Here is an 18,808-nt window from a genome sequence, read left to right on the forward strand (position 1 = left end):
AGCCGCCTACATTTACGGTCACCGAGGCAGCGAACGGTCGAAAAGCGTCTACCCCAAAGGGCTCGGCGCTGAAACCTAGATATACATCGGCTTGACCCAGCTCTTTCGCAGCTTGCAAGAGCGGCGCCGTACCCATTCCTCCGCCTACCAGTGCGATTCGCTGACCGTCAATAGGATCCGGAAAGCCATTGCCGAAAGGGCCTTCCAATTGCAGTTCATCTCCTGGCACAAGCCGAGAAAGCAGTTTCGTACCCTCGCCATGCACTCGAAAGAGGAAGGAAATGGACGACTCGTCGATTCTGTGGATGCTGATAGGTCGGGACAGCAACGGCACATTTCCCCAAGCGCGAAGCATATAAAACTGCCCCATTTTACCGGGAAAACGTCCTTCCGCCTTCAACAGGTATATCCCTTCTGCCAAGCGGGTATTCTCCGTTACATTCGCGATCATAATTTCCACTCCTGTAGCAAGCAAAGTCTTCACTATTTTAAGGGAGACTAAAGTGGCTTTCAGCAACATTCGTCACAAAAACCTAACAACCTTCATAATCTCTCTACCTGTAGGCAGGTGAGCCGATGGAATCCCGAATGACCAGTTCACAGGATAGGAGGATTTTCTCCAACCGGCTGGATGGGTTAGCCAAACGATCGAATAGGCAGCGCACCGCCCTCCTGCCCATCTCCGACTTGTCGATATCGAGTGTGGATAAAGCCGGCACCGAGCGGGCGCTTCCATCAATATTATCAAAGCCGCTGACCGATACCTCTTCCGGCACGCGAATGCCATGTTCTTGCAAAATGTACATGACAGAAAGCGCGATATCGTCATTGGCGCATACCCAAGCTGTGGGAAGCTGTCGTTCCTCCTTATAGGCGACCAGCCATTCCCTAACGGTTTGACGGTTGCTTTCCCAGTCATTCCCAGACAACGCCAGTCTTTCCGGCGGCTGATCCAGCTCGATTCCCTGCATGTCCAGTGTATTGCGAAACCCAGCCCAACGGTCGGCGAAGCTGCGGGAATATTCAGCGTCACCCAAAAAAAAGAACCTTCTATGCCCTAAGCCCAGTAGATGGGCGGTTATCATCGCCATGCTATCTGTGTTATTCGCAAAAACGGTGTCACAGGGAATCAGACTCTCTTCATGATCCGTCAAAATGAAAGGAATGTTGCGATGCTGCAGTTCCAAAAGTATCGGCGTTCCGATTTGACCGACGCCAATTATCCCCAGGAGTCCCTCAGGATTGAGAATATGAGCGAAATATTCAACGGTATTTTCCGTAATCATCAGCATGCCGACTCCTCGGGCGTCAAGCTCGGTAGCAATCCCCCGCATAATTTCACCCCAAAAGGTGGAATCCGAAGTTTGATAGCGGACATTCGGCATAAGCACGGCGACGGTACGAGCGCTTACCGACTGCTCCACCGCCTGTTTAAAACCTTTAGACGCACTCTTGATTTTCTTATCATAGCCAAGCTGTTTGGCCGTCTCTACGATTTTGTCCCGCGTCGCGGCGCTAACTCCGACTTGACCAGCCAGCGCCTTGGAAACGGCATATTTGGATACGCCGACGGCATCGGCGATCTGCTGCATGCTCACTTTGCGCTTCATGGTTCAGGTGACCCTCCCATTTGCCTGCAAGATACTAGGAATTATTGTACACAATTTTTGTTAGGTTTACAAACATGGAATTTTGTTAGGATAATTGGTTGACAAACCAAAAAATTAGGCTAAAATTTAGTATGCAGATTAGCAATCATCCCTTCAGAATGGAGTGGATCTCCTTGGAAACAAAGCAATTGAAACAAGAGATGTCAGCCGAACTGAGCAACATCCTGCAGTTTTGGCTAACAAAAACCGTGGATAACGAACGAGGCGGTTTTTACGGCTTCTTGTCTGACGACCTAACGATTGACCATGAAGGACCAAAGGGACTTGTGCTGAACGCACGAATTTTGTGGACTTTTTCCCGCGCATATCGCATGCAGCCGAAGCCTGAGTACTTGTCCATGGCAAACCGCGCTCTGCAAGAGCTGGAGGGCCGGTTTCGGGATATGGAATACGGCGGCTATTACTGGGTATTGAACCCGGATGGTACGCCGCTGCAAGACCGCAAACAGATATATGGCCAGGCTTTCGTTATGTACGCCGTCTCCGAATTCATGATGGCCACCGGAGGAGAAGAAACTTTACCTCTCATCCGCGAACTATTCGAAATCGTCGAACGGAGTTTCGATGCCGAATACAACGGCTATTTCGAAGCCTACACCCGGGACTGGAAGTTGGAAGAGGACCTGAGGCTCAGCATACATGACCAAAACGATAAGAAATCGATGAATACCCATCTTCATATCATGGAGGCCTATACCAATGCCTACCGGGTATGGCCAAACGCTGATCTTGGCGCCAAGCTGAAGAATCTCATCATCATTACTCTGGAAAAAATCATCGACCCCTCTACCCACCATTTCATTCTCTTTTTCGATGAGAAATGGACCGCGAAATCCGATAAAATCTCCTACGGCCACGATATAGAGGGAAGTTGGCTACTTGTGGAAGCCGCCGAGGTTTTGGGCGATGAGGAATTGCTTGCTCAGGTGAAAAGGGAAGCCATCCGGATGGCGGACGCCGTCTATGAGGAAGGTATTGATGAAGACGGAGCAATATTGAATGAGGCCGATCCGACAGGCTTAATTGATACCGACAAGGATTGGTGGCCCCAAGCCGAGACGGTAGTCGGCTTCGTCAACGCCTGGCAGTTGACCGGCTTGCAAAGCTATCTGGATGCGGCAATCCGCACTTGGGTCTTCATCCGCGAGCATGTGGTGGATAAAGAAAACGGCGAATGGTTTTGGAAGGTGGACCGAACGGGTACTCCTCTCCGCGAGCATCCGAAGGTGAATCAATGGAAATGCCCGTACCATAACAGCCGGGCGTGCTTTGAAATCATCGAACGGCTTTAATTTATCGGTACTAACCGATATTGGCGATACGATACAGAAAGGATGATGCCCTTTATGCCAACGCTTTTTGAAGAACGCTACGAAACGATCAACCGCAAATACGAAGCGCTGATCAACCGCAAGAACGAAAAGCTTTTTTCCGACAACGGCATCTACGAACGTTACGCTTACCCGGTGTTGACAGGCGACCATGCGCCATTGATATGGCGTTACGACCTGAACCCGGAAACCAACCCGTTCTTTATGGAAAGACTCGGCGTTAACGCCGCTTTCAACTCCGGAGCCATCGAAATCGACGGCACCTTCTATCTGGTCGCCCGGATGGAAGGCAATGACCGCAAATCCTTCTTCGCCGTTGCCGAAAGCAAATCCGGCGTCGACGGCTTCCGCTTGTGGGATAAGCCGGTGGTTATGCCGGAAACCGAAGAGCCGGATACCAACGTGTACGACATGCGTCTGACCAAGCATGAGGACGGCTGGATTTACGGCGTGTTCTGCACCGAACGGAAGGATCCCAACTCCAGCGATCTCTCCAGTGCAGTAGCTCAAGCCGGCATCGCCCGCACAAAGGATTTGAAAACGTGGGAGCGCCTTCCTGACTTGAAATCCCCGTCCGCCCAGCAGCGCAATGTAGTGCTCCACCCTGAATTCGTCAACGGAAAGTACGCCTTTTACACCCGTCCGCAAGATTCCTTCATCGACGCCGGTTCCGGCGGCGGTATCGGCTTGGGACTTTCCAAGAGCATGAATCCGGCTGTTGTTGAGGAAGAAACCATCGTCGATTACCGGGCCTATCATACAATTAAAGAAGTGAAGAACGGCCAAGGCTCCGCTCCCATCAAAACCCCGCAGGGCTGGCTGCACATCGCTCACGGCGTCCGCAATACGGCAGCCGGTCTGCGCTACGTCGTGTATGCTTTCATGACCGATCTGGAGCATCCGGAAAAATTGACCCATTCCCCCGGCGGGCATCTTATCGCTCCTGTGGGTGAAGAACGGGTCGGAGACGTCTCCAACGTCGCCTTCATCAACGGCGTGATTGCCCGGGACAACGGCGATGTCTACCTTTACTATGCTTCCTCCGACACACGGCTTCATGTCGCCACAACGACCGTGGACCGTTTGGTTGACTATGTGATCAACACGCCGGAAGACCCGCTTCGCTCCTATGCCTGCGTGCAGCAACGGATCGAACTGGTTGAGAAAAACGTAACCTATCTTAATAAGTAGAGGAGATTAACCCATGACCGCACCTAAAATTATCGGCCCGGCTTTACCGAACATGCCTTGGCAAGAGCGTCCCGCAGGAAATAACGATGTTGTATGGCGGCACGCAGAAAACCCGATCATCGACTGGAACCCAACGAAAGATATCGCTCGCGTATTCAACAGTGCCGTCGTTCCATATGAGAATGGATTCATTGGCGTTTTGCGGGCGGAACCCCGTACCGGTGTGCCGCAACTGCATCTCGCCCGTAGCAAAGACGGCCTGAGCTGGGACATTGAAGAAAAACCTATCGTATGGATCGACGAAGAGGGTAATCCCTATCCTCCGAACTATGCCTACGATCCCCGGCTGGTAAAAGTCGAAGATACTTATTATATCATCTGGTGCACCGATTTTGGCGGTGCCGCCCTTGGTTTGGGCATGACCAAGGATTTCAAAACGTTCACTCGGCTTGAAAATCCATTTATCCCCTTCAACCGCAACGGCGTGCTGTTCCCCCGCAAGCTGAACGGCAAATACCAACTGCTTTCCCGTCCCAGCGACAGCGGGCATACACCTTTCGGAGATATCTTCATCAGCGAGAGCCCGGACCTGGTCCATTGGGGCAAACACCGCCGGGTGATGGCCAGAGGCGGATCCGCCTGGTGGCAATCGGTGAAAATCGGCGGCGGGCCGATTCCCATCGAAACGACTGAAGGCTGGCTGCTGTTCTATCATGGCGTATCCGGCACTTGCAATGGTTTCGTTTATAGCATGGGGGCCGCGCTTTTGGATCTGGATAATCCGGCAAAGGTGCTGTACCGCACGAAACCGTATCTGCTCACTCCGGAAACACCTTATGAAACCTCCGGCTTCGTACCAAACGTCGTCTTCCCTTGCGCCACGCTTCACGATGCCGAAACGGGACGCATCGCCATCTATTACGGTGCGGCCGACACCTACGTATCCGTGGCCTATACTCAATTAGACGAGCTGATCGCATACTTGAAAGAAAACTCGGAGCTGGTTCCCGGCGACGCTATCGCTTATAAAGGCTAATAAAAGAAGAAAGGCAGAGCGCGTCTCCCGCGTTCTGCCTTTCTTTTTTCAAACGACGATGCCCAGATCACTGAGCTCCGCTTTGATCTGCCTCTTTAGCTGCGCTTTTTCCGTCTCCCCGAGGAAAGCGGCATCCGCTCCGTTCAGGACGATGGCAGCTAATTCCTTCGAGCTGAACTTGAATTGCTCCGCCAGAATGCGGTATTCCCGGGCAAGATCGGTCCCAGAAACACTGGGATTATCGGTATTGACCGTCACCTTTAACCCCCGATCAAAATATTCCCGCAAGGGATAGACCCTCCATCCCGGCACCGCTTTGGTCTGGATGTTGCTTGTCGGGCACATTTCAAGGGGAACCTGGCGCTTTTGAATATAGTCGAAAATCGCGCTGTCCTCCTTAAGCCGCACGCCATGGCCGACGCGCGTAGCTCCCAGATGCTTCACTGCCTCGTATACGTTGCCTGCCCCGCCCGCTTCCCCCGCATGAATAGTGACGGGGAGCCCTTTTTTATGGGCAAGAGCGAAAATGTTGCGGAACATTTCCGGCGGAAATGCCGCTTCATCTCCTGCCAAATCCACTGCAGCGACTCCCTTGCCGGCAAAAAGCGCCGCCGCCTCTACGACGCTCCGGTTCAGCTCAGGTGAGTGATGCCTCATGCAGATCACGATGGCGCCGGCTTTTACAGCAAATTGCTGCTCTCCCCGCTTCAAACCTTCCACTACGCTGCCGATGGCTTCTTCCAAGGTCAACCCCATCTTCGTATGCAAATGGGGAGCAAACCGTACCTCCACATAGCGGCCGTTTTGCTCCGCTGTCTGTTCCACCGCTTCGTAAGCCGTTCTTTCCAGGGCAGATGCCGATTGCAAAAATGGTAAAATAAAATCAAACTTGTTTAAGTATTCCCGCAAGCTGCCGCAATGATCATCCACGCGCAAATAGGAAATCAGTCTCTCCCGTTCATAGACCGGAAGCGGTATACTGGTAATCCGCGCCAAATCCAGCACGGTTTCCGGCTTGATGCTGCCGTCCAAGTGCATATGAAGCTCGACTTTGGGCATTTTGAAAATCAGATCGTCCCGAGACTCAACCTGCATGCCGCTCCCATCCTTTCGTTCATGGATTTAAATTTTCCTCCGCGTTCTGCCATCCTCGCACTGATTGGTGGAATACATGCTAACACGATACAGCAAAATGCTTTTCATATCATTATATATGTAATATAATCTAACGCAACATCTTGCCAATAATCTTTTTACAAGGAGGGGATCCCATGGATTTACGCAAACTCCGACTGGATGACCCGACCGCCACCTTCAGCGAGGAACGGGATGAATACGAACGGGATTACGCCCGGCTGATCCAATCCCCTGCTTTTCGCAGACTGCAAGGCAAATCGCAAGTGTTCGGTGCAGGCTCCGGCGACTACTACCGCACACGGCTCACCCATTCCATCGAGGTATCGCAAATCACCCGGGAAGTGGCCCGGCGGCTCAACCAGCAATATCCATTCCTCACGGAGCAGGAGCATCCCGCTCTTGTCCTCGACCAGGCTGTCGTGGAATGCGCAGCACTGGCTCACGATCTGGGACATCCTCCTTTCGGCCATAAAGGCGAGGAAGTGCTGAACACGCTTTTGACCGAGCAGTTCGGAATGAAATACGAGGGCAACGCCCAAAACTACCGGATCCTCAACTTTCTGGAGAAACGGGCGGGCAGCGACTCCGGCCTCGATCTCACTGCCGCCGTTCTACTCGCGATCAATAAGTACCCGTACTGCCTGGACGATCCGGGAAGAATCAAAGGGGTATACAGCTCCGAGTGGGACTCCATCAAAGAGCTGCGGGACAAGTGGCATATTCCCGATGGCTGCCGCACTTTGGAAACTCAGCTGATGGATCTGTGCGACGACATCGCCTACTCTACCCACGATATTGAAGACGGGATTCGCGCTGGGAAAATCCAGATGCACCGTGCCTTTTTCGAAGATGAATGGTTGTCCGAGCATTTGGTGGAGGAGATTGTAAACGACGAGGGGAACTTAGAGGTAGGCTGGGAAAAGGTCGACATCAAGGGGATGGTCAAAGAAACGTTAGCTTCTTATCTGGAGCAATGGGAGGAAGTCTACGTCTGGAGCGGCAAGGAGTCGTCTCGCGCCCGGCGTGAGATGAAAGCCCGTTGGGTGAGCACTTTTGCGGGCCGTGTAGGGATTATCGACGATCCGGATCGGAAGTGGAAAAAGGTAACCTTCGTCAAAGACGGCCGCGAGGATTTCGAGCTTCTGCGAACGATGGAGATTTTGAAAAAGCTGGCATGGGTCACGCTGATTAAAGACTTCCGCGTTCAACGGCTGCAAATGCGCAGCGAAATTATGATCCGCAAACTGTGGGAAAGCTTCATCCTCCCGGAAAACGGCCGACGCATCATTCCGCCAGACTGGATCGATAACTACGAGCGGCATAAAAGCAAATGGCCATGGCCTCGATTCGTGGCGGATTACATATCGGGGATGACGGATACCTATGCGGAAAAAGTATACTCCGAGCTGTTCGCCAACAAGTCCGGTTCGATCTATGAGAGGGATTGAGCGCAACGGCGATCTGGACCGATTCGTGCAGATTTGCGCGAACAAGAAAGCACCTGATGGTATCTCAGAGCAAAAGGACAAATGGATTGGCGGCCATAACAAAGGTCGCCTTCTCTTTTTTAACCGGAAGATGGAAGTGAGATCTGCCCTCTCACCATAATGGAATGTTCCGTCTTCGAACCAAGCGGTTATTGCCATTTGAGCCCTTTGTTTCTTTCATTCCATATTCCAAAGCCTTCGGAGTAAGTTTTATCGAAAAACATCGGCAACCGTTCCCTCATCCCTTGCGCAAGAGGGAGCTCATTCAGCTCCTGTTCATCGACCCAGAAAAGCTCGCCTTCCTCCGTTCGCTCCAGCAATTCTCCAGTAAACGCTCCGGTTCGATAACTGAACACAAAATACTTATCCCCAGTCTCATTGTTGTACCAATTGACGATTCCGCACAATTCCAAGTCAGATACCGTGAGCCCCGTCTCTTCCTTGACTTCCCGGATGGTGGAATCGATAATGCTCTCTCCATCCTCGATATGGCCGCCGGGAAAGGCGATCCCTTTCCATGATTTCATCCGGTTTTGGACGAGCACCTTATTTGTCATTTTATCGTAAATCATGCACATGTTGGTCAATTCTACTTTCGGCAATTGGATCCCGCTCCTTTTCTATCGGTATATCATATATTCCAACCGCTGCCTAGGAAAAACATAACCACCGGCATGGCCGGTGGTCGGTAGTGAATAATCTATTATTCCCTTGGATTGTCCTACGGCTTTCGGGCTAACACGCATAGAATCTCGGAATCCTCCCGGTAGGGTGCTCCAGAGGTGTCGGAGAATAAGGCATCTACGCAGAATCCGGTGGTACGTAATGCTTCCGTCATTTCCTCCGATGTATAGGCTTTGTCCCATAACCGGTAAATTTCCGGTTGTCCTGTCTCGTCCAGCACGATGTATTGGTTTAAATGCAGCCTCCACTCGCTATACCACCAATTGGCTGTGAGAACCAGGTGCGGCCCTGGCCGCCAAAAGCCGCTATCCGCTTCGTACCAGGAGCGCTCCTCTTTGACATCCTTATACCGGCACGGCTGAAAGACGTCGAACAGCAGCCGGCCGCCCGGCTTTAGCGCCTGATGAATCCTGCCCAAGAGCCGGTCGCGATCCGTAGCGGGAAACACGCCGATATCGCAGTAGATGAGCGTAACCAGATCATACGCTTCCGTTTCGTCCAATGTCAGATAGTCCTGGCAACGATACGAGAGATCAAGATTTTCATGCTCTGCCTTTTCCGCCGCATAACGGATAGAACGCCCGGAAAAGTCGACGCCTGTAACGGAATAGCCCAACCGGGCCAAACGGCTGGTGTAAAGCCCTGGGCCGCAGCCCAAATCGAGGATTTTGAGGGACTCCCGATTACCGTCTTGGCCAAGCCAAGAATCGATCCAACTGACAGTCGCATCGATGACGGCCGGCATCCGGCTGGCCGCATCCGTATTCGGATCGAGGTGAGCGGCCAGCATCTCCTTAGATATATGCTTGTCCGTCCACATTTGCGACCTACCCGCTGCGAAGGGCTCGGGACGTTTCGCTTCTTGCATAATGGTTTCGAATCTCACAATCTTCTAGCCCGCTTTCTTTACTATGGGTGGAAACCCTTTTAATCGAGATAAGCAATTACCTGATGCAACCTTTCCAAAGCTGAAGGCTCCAGCTTAAGCGTATGGGTCGGCGAACCGGAACCTCCGTAGATATAAGGATACCGGAATAAGCGGCGATCCAAAATGCACGGAAAGGATAATCCCGCCATTGGGACGCTGCCGACGGAGAAGCCCGTCAGTTTTTCGACCTCTTTTGGCTTGGCCAGCTTCAAACCCGGCAAGTTGAGCTTTGAAGCCAGCTCCGCAAAATCCAGGCGGTCCCGGTCTCCTGAAAATATGAGGGAGTAGAAACCAGCCTCCGCTTTCAAAATGAGGATAGGCGCCGTTTGCCCAAGCTCGATGCCCAAAATTCTCTCGCCGTCTTGAGCGGAGAGGATCGGTGCTTCATGCTCAATAATGTCATAGCGTACATCTTTTTGTTTTAGGCAGGCGATCAGCTTGTCCATAGACAACCCTCCTTTTTCATAAAATCAAAAGCTCACCCCGAAATCATCGCTTCGATGACCGGGTACGAAATCAAATGCCGATCCCTGTATGCCGCGGTTATGACATCGTTCTTCGAACTTACTATCCCGCCCTGCAGCATAGCCGCTTTAAACCCTCGTTCGTATGCACCGTTATATGTGAACAACACGCAATATTCCGCCGCGTAGCCGGCAACCACAACGAAATCAACTTGCCGAGCCGTGAGGATGCTCTTGAGATCCGTTTCCCAAAAAGCGTTGGAATAGATTTTCGTAACATGAAGATCCCGCTCATCAACCGCAATATCATCAATAATCGCGAGTTCGTCCATACCCAGTGTCGGCGCTTCCTCAATGTCCTGAATGTGTATGATCGGGCAACCGGCGGAACGCATGATCTCAGCAGCATAATTGATATGCTCCACGGTTCTTCGGACCATCACCGGGTCTACTTTTTCCAAGTACGCTTTTTGCATATCCACCACTAATAATGCCAGATTCATCTTCATTCCTCCCTATCAGTCGCTATTTCCTCCATGCTAACATGCTGCACCAATACGGAAAAGATTATCTTTTCTTGAAACCATTTTTGGACAGCCTGCTAAATAGCATATCCCCGAACGACTTATGTCATGTTTCCCTACATGAATTTCTCTGTTATACTAATTTTGAGCCGATATTCACAGCAAAACGTTGAAATCTGGCAAAGGATCGTGAGGATCTTGAAAATCAGATTAGCGGTTATCGGAGTGGAATCCAGCATTACCCAAGCGATGCGGGCCTTTAATAAGTATAAGGAGATCGAGATTTTCCCCCACGTTCTGGAGGAAGCGACAGAAATCGGACAATTGCTGAAAACATATGACAGGGATGTTGACATGTGGTTGTTTACCGAACAGCTCGCTTATCGCACTGCCTTACATGTGAGCAAAACTCCTCACCGGCTGTTTTGCCTGTCCAGTACCGAAAGCAGCTTACTCCTCACCCTATCCGACCTGCTGGTCCATAAAACGATCAGCGCCGGAGAACTGAGCTTTGACAGCTACACTCGCGATGAGCTGCTCTCCGCATTTTCTGAGCTGCATGTGCGAGATGCACCAATTCATATCGTACCGGATGCCGGAACGTATGAGGAGTGGGCGAACTACCATCGCAGCAGTTGGCTGGAGGGAACAACAAAAGCGGCGATTACTGGCAGCGCATTCGTGTATAACCGGCTGCAACAATCTGCCGTTCCCGTCTTTCTGCTCAAACCGACGGAAGCTTCGATAGATAATATGGCAAAGCTGATCATTCAAGCCTGGGAAGCCCTTCGCTTGACGGATGCCCAAATCGCCGTACAGATTTTCGAAGTTGCTCCCCCTTCCTCCCTAATTGACGGAGATCTCTCCACAGACTATTGGCTCAACATGGAGCTGTCGACGACAAGAAAGTGGCATACCTATGCCAAGCACGTCCAGGGCTCAGTTCGCAACGTCAATTCCGGCATCGTCATTATCTACACAACTCGAGGGATGATGAGCGAACTTACGAATCACTTCTCGCTGATTCCCGATCTTCCGGAGATTCGCGGCAGCGACAAAGAAGATTTAACTTGTGGCATCGGCATCGGCATAACCGTTCACGAAGCCGAACTAGCAGCCGGACTCGCCCTTCGGCATGCAAGGGAGTATGGCAAAGGTTCCTGGATGGTCATCCTTGAAGATAAATCCATAACCGGCCCTCTCGGCAGAACGGATCAGCTTACGTATTCCTATTCCTCTAGCCAGCTGGATAAAATCAGCAACCGCAGCGCACTGAGCGTATCGACATTGGGCAAGCTGGACTCCATTCTCAAAAAACGTGGAACTGATGAGATCAACGCCAATGAGTTGGCGCAATTCATGCAGATCTTGCCAAGAAGCGCCCGGCGAATTCTTATCCAATTAGAGACGGCAGGATATGCCAAAGTCGTAGGAGAAGAAGCCCCTCACCCTCGGGGCAGGCCACGAAAAAAATATCAGATCCAACTTCGATAGGTATGATAACATACCTATCTTTTTAGTGTTAAGTATATTGACAAGTTGAGCTTTATTACCTAAAATACGGACATAGCCGAAATTGAACCGTAATTTTCGGGCAACAAATGGAACTCATACACAATGAAAGTGAGGGAATGTCACATGGAAATTGGCGTAAATGGGATTTGGACGATTTTGGGGGCTATTCTGGTATTGTTCATGCAATGCGGGTTTATTTTACTAGAGGCCGGATCAACCCAAATGAAAAATGCCGGTCATGTCGCCGGGAAAACGATCTTTACCGTAGGTATTGTTTCGATGGTCTTTTGGGGTGTTGGTTATGCCCTTATCTTTGGTTCTCATGGCGGTTCCTTCATCGGATGGGGAGATTATTTCGGATTCGATGTGAAGGACGTAACCGAAGGCGCCACTGTAGCGCCGACCGTCATGTTCCTGTTTCAATTAGCATTTGCGACAATCTCCATGTCCATCGCCTGGGGCGGTTTCGCTGAACGGGCAAAATTATCCGCTTATCTGATCTTCTCCGTTTTATTCTCCGTTTTGATCTACCCGGTTATCGCCCACTGGATTTGGGGCGGTGGCTGGCTGGCCACCCACGGCAAACAAGATTTTGCCGGATCGACGGTCGTTCACCTCACAGGCGCGATGGCTGCACTTGCCGCAACGCTGCTGCTCAAGCCCCGTATCGGCAAATATGACAAGAACGGACGGCCGAATCCCATTCCCGGCCACAACCAAGTGTTCACTACTCTCGGCGTCATGATTTTGTGGATCGGTTGGTTCGGCTTCAACGCAGGCAGCACCATCACAGCCGGTGACGGCAGCTTCTTCGGCTTCGTCGCCGTCAATACCCAACTGGCAGCCGCAGCCGGCGCTGTTGCCGCATTGCTCATCTCCTGGGCCATCTCTGGTAAAGCTGATCTGTCGGTTATGCTGAACGGCGCCTTGGCTGGTCTTGTCGCCATTACCGCATCCTGTGCCTTTGTAGAATCTTGGGCGGCCATCGTCATAGGACTTATCGCAGGCGTCCTCGTTTACGCAGGGATGCGGATGTTTGAAGCGCTGCGCATTGACGATCCCATCGGCGCCCTGTCCGTTCACGGCTTAGCCGGTATTTGGGGCACCTTGTCCAACGGCTTCTTCACCACCTCGGAACTGGCTGAAAAAGTCGGCGTCGGCCGAGCCGGGCTGTTCTACGGCGGCGGCTTGCACCAACTGGGCGTTCAAGCCATGGGGATTGCCGCTTCCGGCGCTTTCGCCTTCGTCGTTTCCTACGCGATCCTGTATATCGTGAAAAAAGCCATCGGCATTCGCGTTGCTGAAGAGGATGAAGTCATCGGACTCGACTTGAGCGAACACGGCGCGTACGGATATCCGGAGCACATGAAGCAAATCGCCGCCGCTCTGGAATCCGAAACGGAACTCCCGCACAAGTCGTTCTCCTAACGTTTTCTCTCACCCCTATCCTGATATATTTTAAGAGCTGCCTGATGAGCCATCGTGACGATGCTCAACCAGCAGCTCTCTTTTTTGTCGTTCATAAGACTTTCCGTTCGGCTAGTTCCTCAATAGCGTTTTGTACCGGGCGAAGGCTTCTTCCCATTCATCTTGATCATCAGGCAAAAAGGATCGTACAGAAAAAGATTGACGAACCGCGGCTCGCGCTTCATCCACTCCGGCGAACACGCCAAGAGACATTAGCTGGATCAAAATATTGCCGATGGCGCTGGCTTCGACCGGTCCCGCCCATACCGGACGGCCGATGGCAGAGGCGGTCATTCGGCAAAGGAGTTGATTTTGGATACCGCCTCCTACCATATGGAGTCCGGCAAACCGGTTTCCGGACAAAACCTCGGTTTGCTCTAAAGCATTGCGGTATTGGCAGGCCAAGCTTTGCAGGATACAGCGGACGATCTCGCCTTTGGACTCCGGGATCGGTTGCCCGGTTGCCCGGCAGTACTCGCGGATCTTATCCGGCATACGGGAAGGGTGAAGAAATCTTGCGTCATCTGGATTAATAAACGACCGAAAAGGCGGCGCCTTTTCCGCAAGCTCTGTGAGCTCGGCAAAGCCGATTGTCTCACCCTCTGCGTCCCAGGTTCGCTTGCATTCCTGCATCAGCCAAAGTCCCATAATATTTTTCAACAGCCGATAGGTACCCCCGACACCCCCTTCGTTGGTGAAATTCCATTCCATCGCCTGTTTGCTCAGCACCGGCTTTGAAATCTCCGTCCCCAAAAGCGACCAGGTGCCGCAAATCAAATAGGCGAAGTTCTGCCCTTCAGCCGGCACGGAAACTACAGCGGAAGCTGTGTCATGAGAAGCGACAGCGATGGCTGAAATCGCCGAAACGGCAAGTTCCTGACATACTTCGTCTGTTAAAGCACCAACCTGTGCTCCGGGCTGAACCGGCTGCAGAAAAAGGTTTGCAGTCAGCCCCAACTCCTGAAGCAGCGGTCGGTTCCAGTCCCGGGTATCCGGCCGGATCAGCCCGGTGGTAGATGCGTTGGTATACTCTGCACTCTTGACTCCGGTCAGTAAATAGAGCAGCAAATCCGGAATCATCAGCAGCGAATCGGCTTGTTCCAACATTCCGGAGCCAGCTTTTTTCATCGCGCATAATTGATAGATCGTATTGAATGGCTGAAACTGCAGCCCGCTTTCTGAAAACAATCGCTCGCTCCCTGCCTGTTTGCTGACTTCCTCCATGATGCCGATGGTGTGGGGATCGCGGTAGTGATAAGGATTGGCCAACAACTCGCCGGTAGCTCCGATTAAGCCGAAATCCACCGCCCATGAATCGATGCCGAGGCTGGCGATAGGCACCTCCGTCTGCGCCGCCAGGCGAATGCCGGTTTTGATTTCATGCAGCAGCCGCAAAATATCCCAATACAAGTGATCTCCCGCTTGAACCGGAATATTCGGAAAGCGGTGAATCTCCCGGATGGAAAGCTTGGAACCATTGGAAACAGGCCATGCTCCAGCACCGGCTCCCGGTTCAATTTCAACCCCATCTCCAGATTCAGAACCAAACCCTGCCCCGTCCCCGCTCTCCTCCCACACGCCAACGATCGCTCTGCCGCTGCTTGCGCCCAGATCAAAAGCGAGTACCGCAAGCTTCTCCCTCACCAACTGGCACCTCCGACGCCGCGAGCTAAAATCTTTTCGCCGTAGCCACTTTGGAGATAAGCTGTCATAGGATCAGGCGACAAGCCCATTTCTTCCCGAACCGCGCTTAAAAGGGGCGTCACGTTAAGCTCAAAGGCGGAGCGGACGGCATTTTCTGCTGCCAGCACATCCTGCTTATCCTGTGCAGCTTTAACTTCCTCATGATTGACCAGGAGAGCTTTGGCATATTGGGTTTGTACATTCATCACCGAGCGGATCATCGCCGGAATCTTTTGCTCAATATTGTGGCTTTGGTCGATCATATAGGCAATATTTTCTGCGGTTCGTCTTACACCGGCATCAGAATCACGGGCAGCGTCCAGAATTTGATAGAAAATAAGGAACAGCTCATAGGGATTGATCGAACCGACGATCAGATCATCATCGCCATACTTCCTGCTGTTGAAATGGAAGCCGCCGAGTCTTTTTTCGCCCAACAAATAAGCGACAATATGCTCAATGTTCGTCCCCATCGCGTGATGTCCGGTATCCACCAGCACTTCCGCCTGCGGCCCCAGCTTGCCGGCCATATTGAAAGCCATGCCCCAATCCGCCAGATCCGTATGATAAAAGGCCGGTTCATAAAATTTGTATTCGATGAGCATCCTCATCTCCGGCGTCATGGCCGCATACATTTCCCGCAGGCATTCGTGCATCCATTGGACTCTGCGACGGATATTCGCCTGCCCCGGATAATTGGTGCCATCGGCAAACCATAGGCTGAGCACGTTGGAGCCTAACGTTTTCGCGATCTCCACGCACTCCAGAAGATGATCCGTTGCCTTCTTGCGAATGGACGGGTTCGAATTGGTGACGCTGCCCAGCATGTACTCATCTTCCTGAAAAAGATTGGGATTAACCGCCCCGATAGAGAGGCCAAGAGCGGCGGCATGGGTTTTGAGCGCAACATAATCCTCCACTTTATCCCACGGTATGTGCAGAGCAACGGATGGACATATACCGGTGAATCGGTGAACCTGGGCCGCATCCTCCAATTTTTCAAAGGGATCGCGGGGCACGCCTGCCTTTTTAAAGGTTTTGAAACGCGTCCCTTGATCCGCATACCCCCATGACGGCGTCTCCACGCGAAACGCCTTCAATTTGCTTTTCACATCTTCCAGATTGATTCCCCGATTGGCTTGCTGCGCCGCAAACACTTGATAGGCTTGATCCTGCATCATGGATTCCCCCGATTGGCTTAAATGGTGTTCTTGCTAAAAAAGTACCAAACCTAAGCATCCGCTAAAATAGCTCAAACTCAAAGTTGAGAACACCATTTTCTTAAAATTGTCCAGCAAATCAGTTCGAGAATTGTCGATGTTGAGATTACATTGTAAAATAATAAAAGCCTTATTTCCTCCATCCAATAGATGATATTATTCACGATACTAAAAATAGTCCAGCCTATAATCCTCTTTTCTATAGGAGATGCCTCTTCGATGAATCTATTCCGTATGCCGAGACTTGCCCAACTGAATGTCAAATGGACCGGTAACCACCAAGGCAACAGCCCTCTTGCCGATTATGAGCATTCCAATCCCTATTTTGAACTGATGATGGTTACGGAAGGACCCGTTTATTTGAAAACCGATAGTGACACTCTCGAACTGGCTTCCGGCGACTGCTTCCTCTTACTGCCTTGGGAGCGGCATACCGCTTGGAAACGAAGCCATGAGCAATCAGGGTTTTTCTGGGTTCAATTCTCCGTTACGCCGGAGTTGATTCCGGCATCGCTTAAAGATTTGGCAGCTGTCGCTAGCGATCAGCGGCTGGAAACAAGCAAACAGGAGCTGCGTATCGCCGGAGATGAATCGGAGTTTTTGGTGCTGCCCCGACATTATCACCCCGTCCGTAGATACGAGCTCCTGAACCTTTTTGAGAACCTGCATCAGGAAAGCGGCCGCCCCCACGGCTACTTCCATTTTCGCTGCACCTTGCTCTTAGGCCAAATTTTACATCTGCTGGCAGAGGATCTGCTGAACCGCGAATACGGCAGCCTGTCGGCTCCGGCCGCATATGGAACGTATAGGCAGCTTGTGAATTACTTAAATGAAAGCTATAGCAACCCGATCAGCCGCAAGTCACTGGAGGATTTGCTGAACCGTAAATATGAATACCTCTGTCAAATTTTCAAAAAATACGCGGGCATGTCGATACTCTCTTACGTCCATCGCCTGCGCATCCAGCGGGCTCAATACCTCCTGCGCAGCAGCGGGCAAGAGATCAAGGAGATCGCCGAATCTGTTGGCTTTGAAGATTCCTACTATTTCAGCCGGCTGTTCAAACGAATTGTCGGCGCCAGCCCGACGGATTACCGCAAGCAAGCGGCATCAGGTGGCGTTCGTTAATTGGAGAGCAAACCCGTTATGCCCGGCAACTAATGGAGAGTCCAAGCCTCGCAAATTCAGAGCTAGCGGACTCCCGCTCTTATTGATGAGCAAGTACGCAGCAAGCCGCCCCTGTTCATCGCATAGCCGTACCAGCTCCGTCTGTTCCGGCAAGATCACCGTCTCCACTCCGATAGTCTCCAACAGCCGTTTTGCCAGCTGTTTCATTAAGCTTTTGTCAGGGATTCCCGCCACGAACACGATCCGTCCTGAGCCGATCGCTCTCTCTGCCACTGCGGCAGTCCCCTCTTCCTCCTCTGGCACCGTAACGCTTGCCAGGATACGTGCATCGGAACCTTCCGGCAAGCGGAACTTTTGAAAAAAGCAGCTGAGCGGAAAAATACGGGCTGCCTCTGCAGGTATACCTATTCCCCCCTCCAAACTCAATTGCACTTCCACCCTGCGGTGCTCGGGAATCACATGCCAGCGGCCAAAACCCAGACCGAGCAATCGTTCCAGTTCCGTACGCGTCTCTCCGTATGTACGCCAATGATCTTCGTTCATCTGTCCGAAGTCGCCTGTGATCACTACAATCCCGCCTCCCTCCGCATATTCCGTTAAACGTTGCGTCAATCCCTGCTCCATCACGATATGCAAGGGAACCAGGATCATTTTGTAGGAAGACAACAGATGCCGAGCATCCTCTGAACTTAGGAAGTCGATTCCCAAACCAAGCTCAAAAAAAGGAATATAGAGGTGTTCATAAATCGTTTTGTGGTAGTCGACGTCCATATTCATAGTCCGGTAGGTTATGGATGACTCATGCGAATGCAGAAAAGCGACTTCGCGGATCGGCTTAAGTCGGGCAAGAACGGCGCCTTCACCAACTAGCCATTCGTTTAGTGTACGGAACGCTTCGTAGGTTTCACCGGTCTCCCCGTCATAGTCAACAATGCCATGCAAATTCTGTTCCACCCCATACTGGATTTGCCGCCAACTGAAGCCGCAGATCAATTCCGCTCCCCGGGCAAAAGACTCCACGGCCTGAAGCTTAGCGTGAACCGCGGAAACGCCGAATTCCTGAAAACCGGTATGCTGCTCCAGTACCCAGTATGGTGTTTCCTTTTTGATTCCCCGGTAGAAATCATGATGGAAGGACGCCAAGGAGGGGACCAGATCGTAATTATCGAAGGAGACGACGTCCAGCCGGTTGTCCATCCGATGATCAAACAAATCGCTCCAGAAAAGAGTAAACCGATTGGTCGTAACCGGGATGTCACGGACAATCTCTTTTAGATTATCATACTGGCTGTACAGAAAATCCTTCATAGAATCCGAGTAAAACAGCAGATAATCCTTGCGAA

Annotated in this window: 17 protein-coding genes; 7 read left to right on the forward strand and 10 right to left on the reverse strand. The window is 51.7% G+C overall.

The window, feature by feature from the left end; translation table 11 throughout:
- Both TJ79_RS16265 and TJ79_RS16270 read right to left on the reverse strand, forming a co-directional pair.
- Positions 1-448, reverse strand: a 448-nt coding sequence (locus tag TJ79_RS16265) for a ferredoxin reductase domain-containing protein (protein ID WP_474995152.1), incomplete at its 3' end; no start/stop codon positions are given.
- Between the two features lie 106 nt (positions 449-554).
- On the reverse strand, positions 555-1,610 hold the full coding sequence (locus TJ79_RS16270; protein WP_040951401.1) for a LacI family DNA-binding transcriptional regulator: 1,056 nt from the start codon (positions 1,608-1,610) through the stop codon (positions 555-557).
- A gap of 173 nt (positions 1,611-1,783) precedes the next feature.
- On the opposite strand from TJ79_RS16270, the gene TJ79_RS16275 reads away from it, so the two are divergent.
- Genes TJ79_RS16275 through TJ79_RS16285 form a run of 3 tightly spaced genes read left to right on the forward strand, consistent with a single transcriptional unit; the run spans position 1,784 to position 5,228 of the window.
- The gene (locus TJ79_RS16275; RefSeq protein WP_337588953.1) at positions 1,784-2,962 is read left to right on the forward strand and encodes an AGE family epimerase/isomerase; all 1,179 of its coding nucleotides are present in this window, start codon (positions 1,784-1,786) and stop codon (positions 2,960-2,962) included.
- A gap of 54 nt (positions 2,963-3,016) precedes the next feature.
- Entirely contained in the window at positions 3,017-4,192 is a 1,176-nt protein-coding gene (locus TJ79_RS16280; protein ID WP_040951403.1) for a glycoside hydrolase family 130 protein, read from the forward strand.
- A gap of 13 nt (positions 4,193-4,205) precedes the next feature.
- A complete protein-coding gene (locus TJ79_RS16285; RefSeq protein WP_040951404.1) occupies positions 4,206-5,228 on the forward strand; it encodes a glycoside hydrolase family 130 protein in 1,023 nt (340 codons plus the stop codon).
- A gap of 48 nt (positions 5,229-5,276) precedes the next feature.
- Here the strand turns inward: TJ79_RS16285 and add are convergent, their stop codons facing one another.
- The gene (gene add / locus TJ79_RS16290) at positions 5,277-6,323 is read right to left on the reverse strand and encodes an adenosine deaminase (protein ID WP_040951405.1); all 1,047 of its coding nucleotides are present in this window, start codon (positions 6,321-6,323) and stop codon (positions 5,277-5,279) included.
- 176 nt (positions 6,324-6,499) lie between these two features.
- On the opposite strand from add, the gene TJ79_RS16295 reads away from it, so the two are divergent.
- Entirely contained in the window at positions 6,500-7,813 is a 1,314-nt protein-coding gene (locus tag TJ79_RS16295) for a deoxyguanosinetriphosphate triphosphohydrolase family protein (RefSeq protein ID WP_040951406.1), read from the forward strand.
- 188 nt (positions 7,814-8,001) lie between these two features.
- Here the strand turns inward: TJ79_RS16295 and TJ79_RS16300 are convergent, their stop codons facing one another.
- From TJ79_RS16300 to TJ79_RS16315, 4 genes are all read right to left on the reverse strand, one after another.
- The gene (locus TJ79_RS16300) at positions 8,002-8,454 is read right to left on the reverse strand and encodes an 8-oxo-dGTP diphosphatase (RefSeq protein ID WP_040951407.1); all 453 of its coding nucleotides are present in this window, start codon (positions 8,452-8,454) and stop codon (positions 8,002-8,004) included.
- A gap of 119 nt (positions 8,455-8,573) precedes the next feature.
- Entirely contained in the window at positions 8,574-9,422 is an 849-nt protein-coding gene (locus TJ79_RS16305) for a class I SAM-dependent methyltransferase (protein ID WP_162162968.1), read from the reverse strand.
- A gap of 41 nt (positions 9,423-9,463) precedes the next feature.
- A complete protein-coding gene (locus TJ79_RS16310) occupies positions 9,464-9,910 on the reverse strand; it encodes an aminoacyl-tRNA deacylase (protein ID WP_040951409.1) in 447 nt (148 codons plus the stop codon).
- 32 nt (positions 9,911-9,942) lie between these two features.
- The gene (locus TJ79_RS16315; protein ID WP_040951410.1) at positions 9,943-10,431 is read right to left on the reverse strand and encodes a cysteine hydrolase family protein; all 489 of its coding nucleotides are present in this window, start codon (positions 10,429-10,431) and stop codon (positions 9,943-9,945) included.
- 219 nt (positions 10,432-10,650) lie between these two features.
- Between TJ79_RS16315 and TJ79_RS16320 the strand changes: the two genes are divergently transcribed.
- Positions 10,651-11,946 carry a helix-turn-helix domain-containing protein gene (locus TJ79_RS16320; RefSeq protein WP_040951411.1) on the forward strand — a complete coding sequence of 432 codons (1,296 nt, stop codon included), beginning with the start codon at positions 10,651-10,653 and terminating at the stop codon, positions 11,944-11,946.
- Between the two features lie 144 nt (positions 11,947-12,090).
- Positions 12,091-13,395, forward strand: coding sequence for an ammonium transporter (locus TJ79_RS16325; protein ID WP_052339658.1), 1,305 nt, complete (start codon positions 12,091-12,093; stop codon positions 13,393-13,395).
- Between the two features lie 111 nt (positions 13,396-13,506).
- Here the strand turns inward: TJ79_RS16325 and TJ79_RS16330 are convergent, their stop codons facing one another.
- Both TJ79_RS16330 and rhaI read right to left on the reverse strand, forming a co-directional pair.
- Positions 13,507-15,078, reverse strand: a complete 1,572-nt coding sequence (locus TJ79_RS16330) for a rhamnulokinase (protein ID WP_040951412.1) — start codon at positions 15,076-15,078, stop codon at positions 13,507-13,509.
- Positions 15,075-16,295 (reverse strand): L-rhamnose isomerase, encoded by a 1,221-nt coding sequence (gene rhaI, locus TJ79_RS16335; protein WP_040951413.1) that lies wholly within the window; start codon positions 16,293-16,295, stop codon positions 15,075-15,077. Before rhaI ends, TJ79_RS16330 begins: the two co-directional genes overlap by 4 nt.
- A gap of 261 nt (positions 16,296-16,556) precedes the next feature.
- Between rhaI and TJ79_RS26060 the strand changes: the two genes are divergently transcribed.
- Positions 16,557-17,465, forward strand: a complete 909-nt coding sequence (locus TJ79_RS26060; RefSeq protein ID WP_052339659.1) for an AraC family transcriptional regulator — start codon at positions 16,557-16,559, stop codon at positions 17,463-17,465.
- On the opposite strand, the gene TJ79_RS16345 is transcribed toward TJ79_RS26060, so the two are convergent.
- The coding region (locus tag TJ79_RS16345; RefSeq protein ID WP_040951414.1) for a beta-galactosidase at positions 17,448-18,808 on the reverse strand (1,361 nt) is incomplete at its 5' end. The genes TJ79_RS26060 and TJ79_RS16345 overlap by 18 nt on opposite strands.

Origin of the sequence: Gorillibacterium massiliense (assembly GCF_000455485.1) — a bacterium.
In the GTDB taxonomy this organism is placed as follows: domain Bacteria; phylum Bacillota; class Bacilli; order Paenibacillales; family NBRC-103111; genus Gorillibacterium; species Gorillibacterium massiliense.

Bases quoted from the DNA above. Each gene is read 5' to 3' on its own strand.
- TJ79_RS16270 (WP_040951401.1), bottom strand. From the start codon at position 1,610: ATGAAGCGCAAAGTGAGCATGCAGCAGATCGCCGATGCCGTCGGCGTA.
- TJ79_RS16280 (WP_040951403.1), top strand. From the start codon at position 3,017: ATGCCAACGCTTTTTGAAGAACGCTACGAAACGATCAACCGCAAATAC.
- TJ79_RS16285 (WP_040951404.1), top strand. From the start codon at position 4,206: ATGACCGCACCTAAAATTATCGGCCCGGCTTTACCGAACATGCCTTGG.
- add (WP_040951405.1), bottom strand. From the start codon at position 6,323: ATGCAGGTTGAGTCTCGGGACGATCTGATTTTCAAAATGCCCAAAGTC.
- TJ79_RS16295 (WP_040951406.1), top strand. From the start codon at position 6,500: ATGGATTTACGCAAACTCCGACTGGATGACCCGACCGCCACCTTCAGC.
- TJ79_RS16310 (WP_040951409.1), bottom strand. From the start codon at position 9,910: ATGGACAAGCTGATCGCCTGCCTAAAACAAAAAGATGTACGCTATGAC.
- TJ79_RS16315 (WP_040951410.1), bottom strand. From the start codon at position 10,431: ATGAATCTGGCATTATTAGTGGTGGATATGCAAAAAGCGTACTTGGAA.
- TJ79_RS16325 (WP_052339658.1), top strand. From the start codon at position 12,091: ATGGAAATTGGCGTAAATGGGATTTGGACGATTTTGGGGGCTATTCTG.
- rhaI (WP_040951413.1), bottom strand. From the start codon at position 16,295: ATGCAGGATCAAGCCTATCAAGTGTTTGCGGCGCAGCAAGCCAATCGG.
- TJ79_RS26060 (WP_052339659.1), top strand. From the start codon at position 16,557: ATGAATCTATTCCGTATGCCGAGACTTGCCCAACTGAATGTCAAATGG.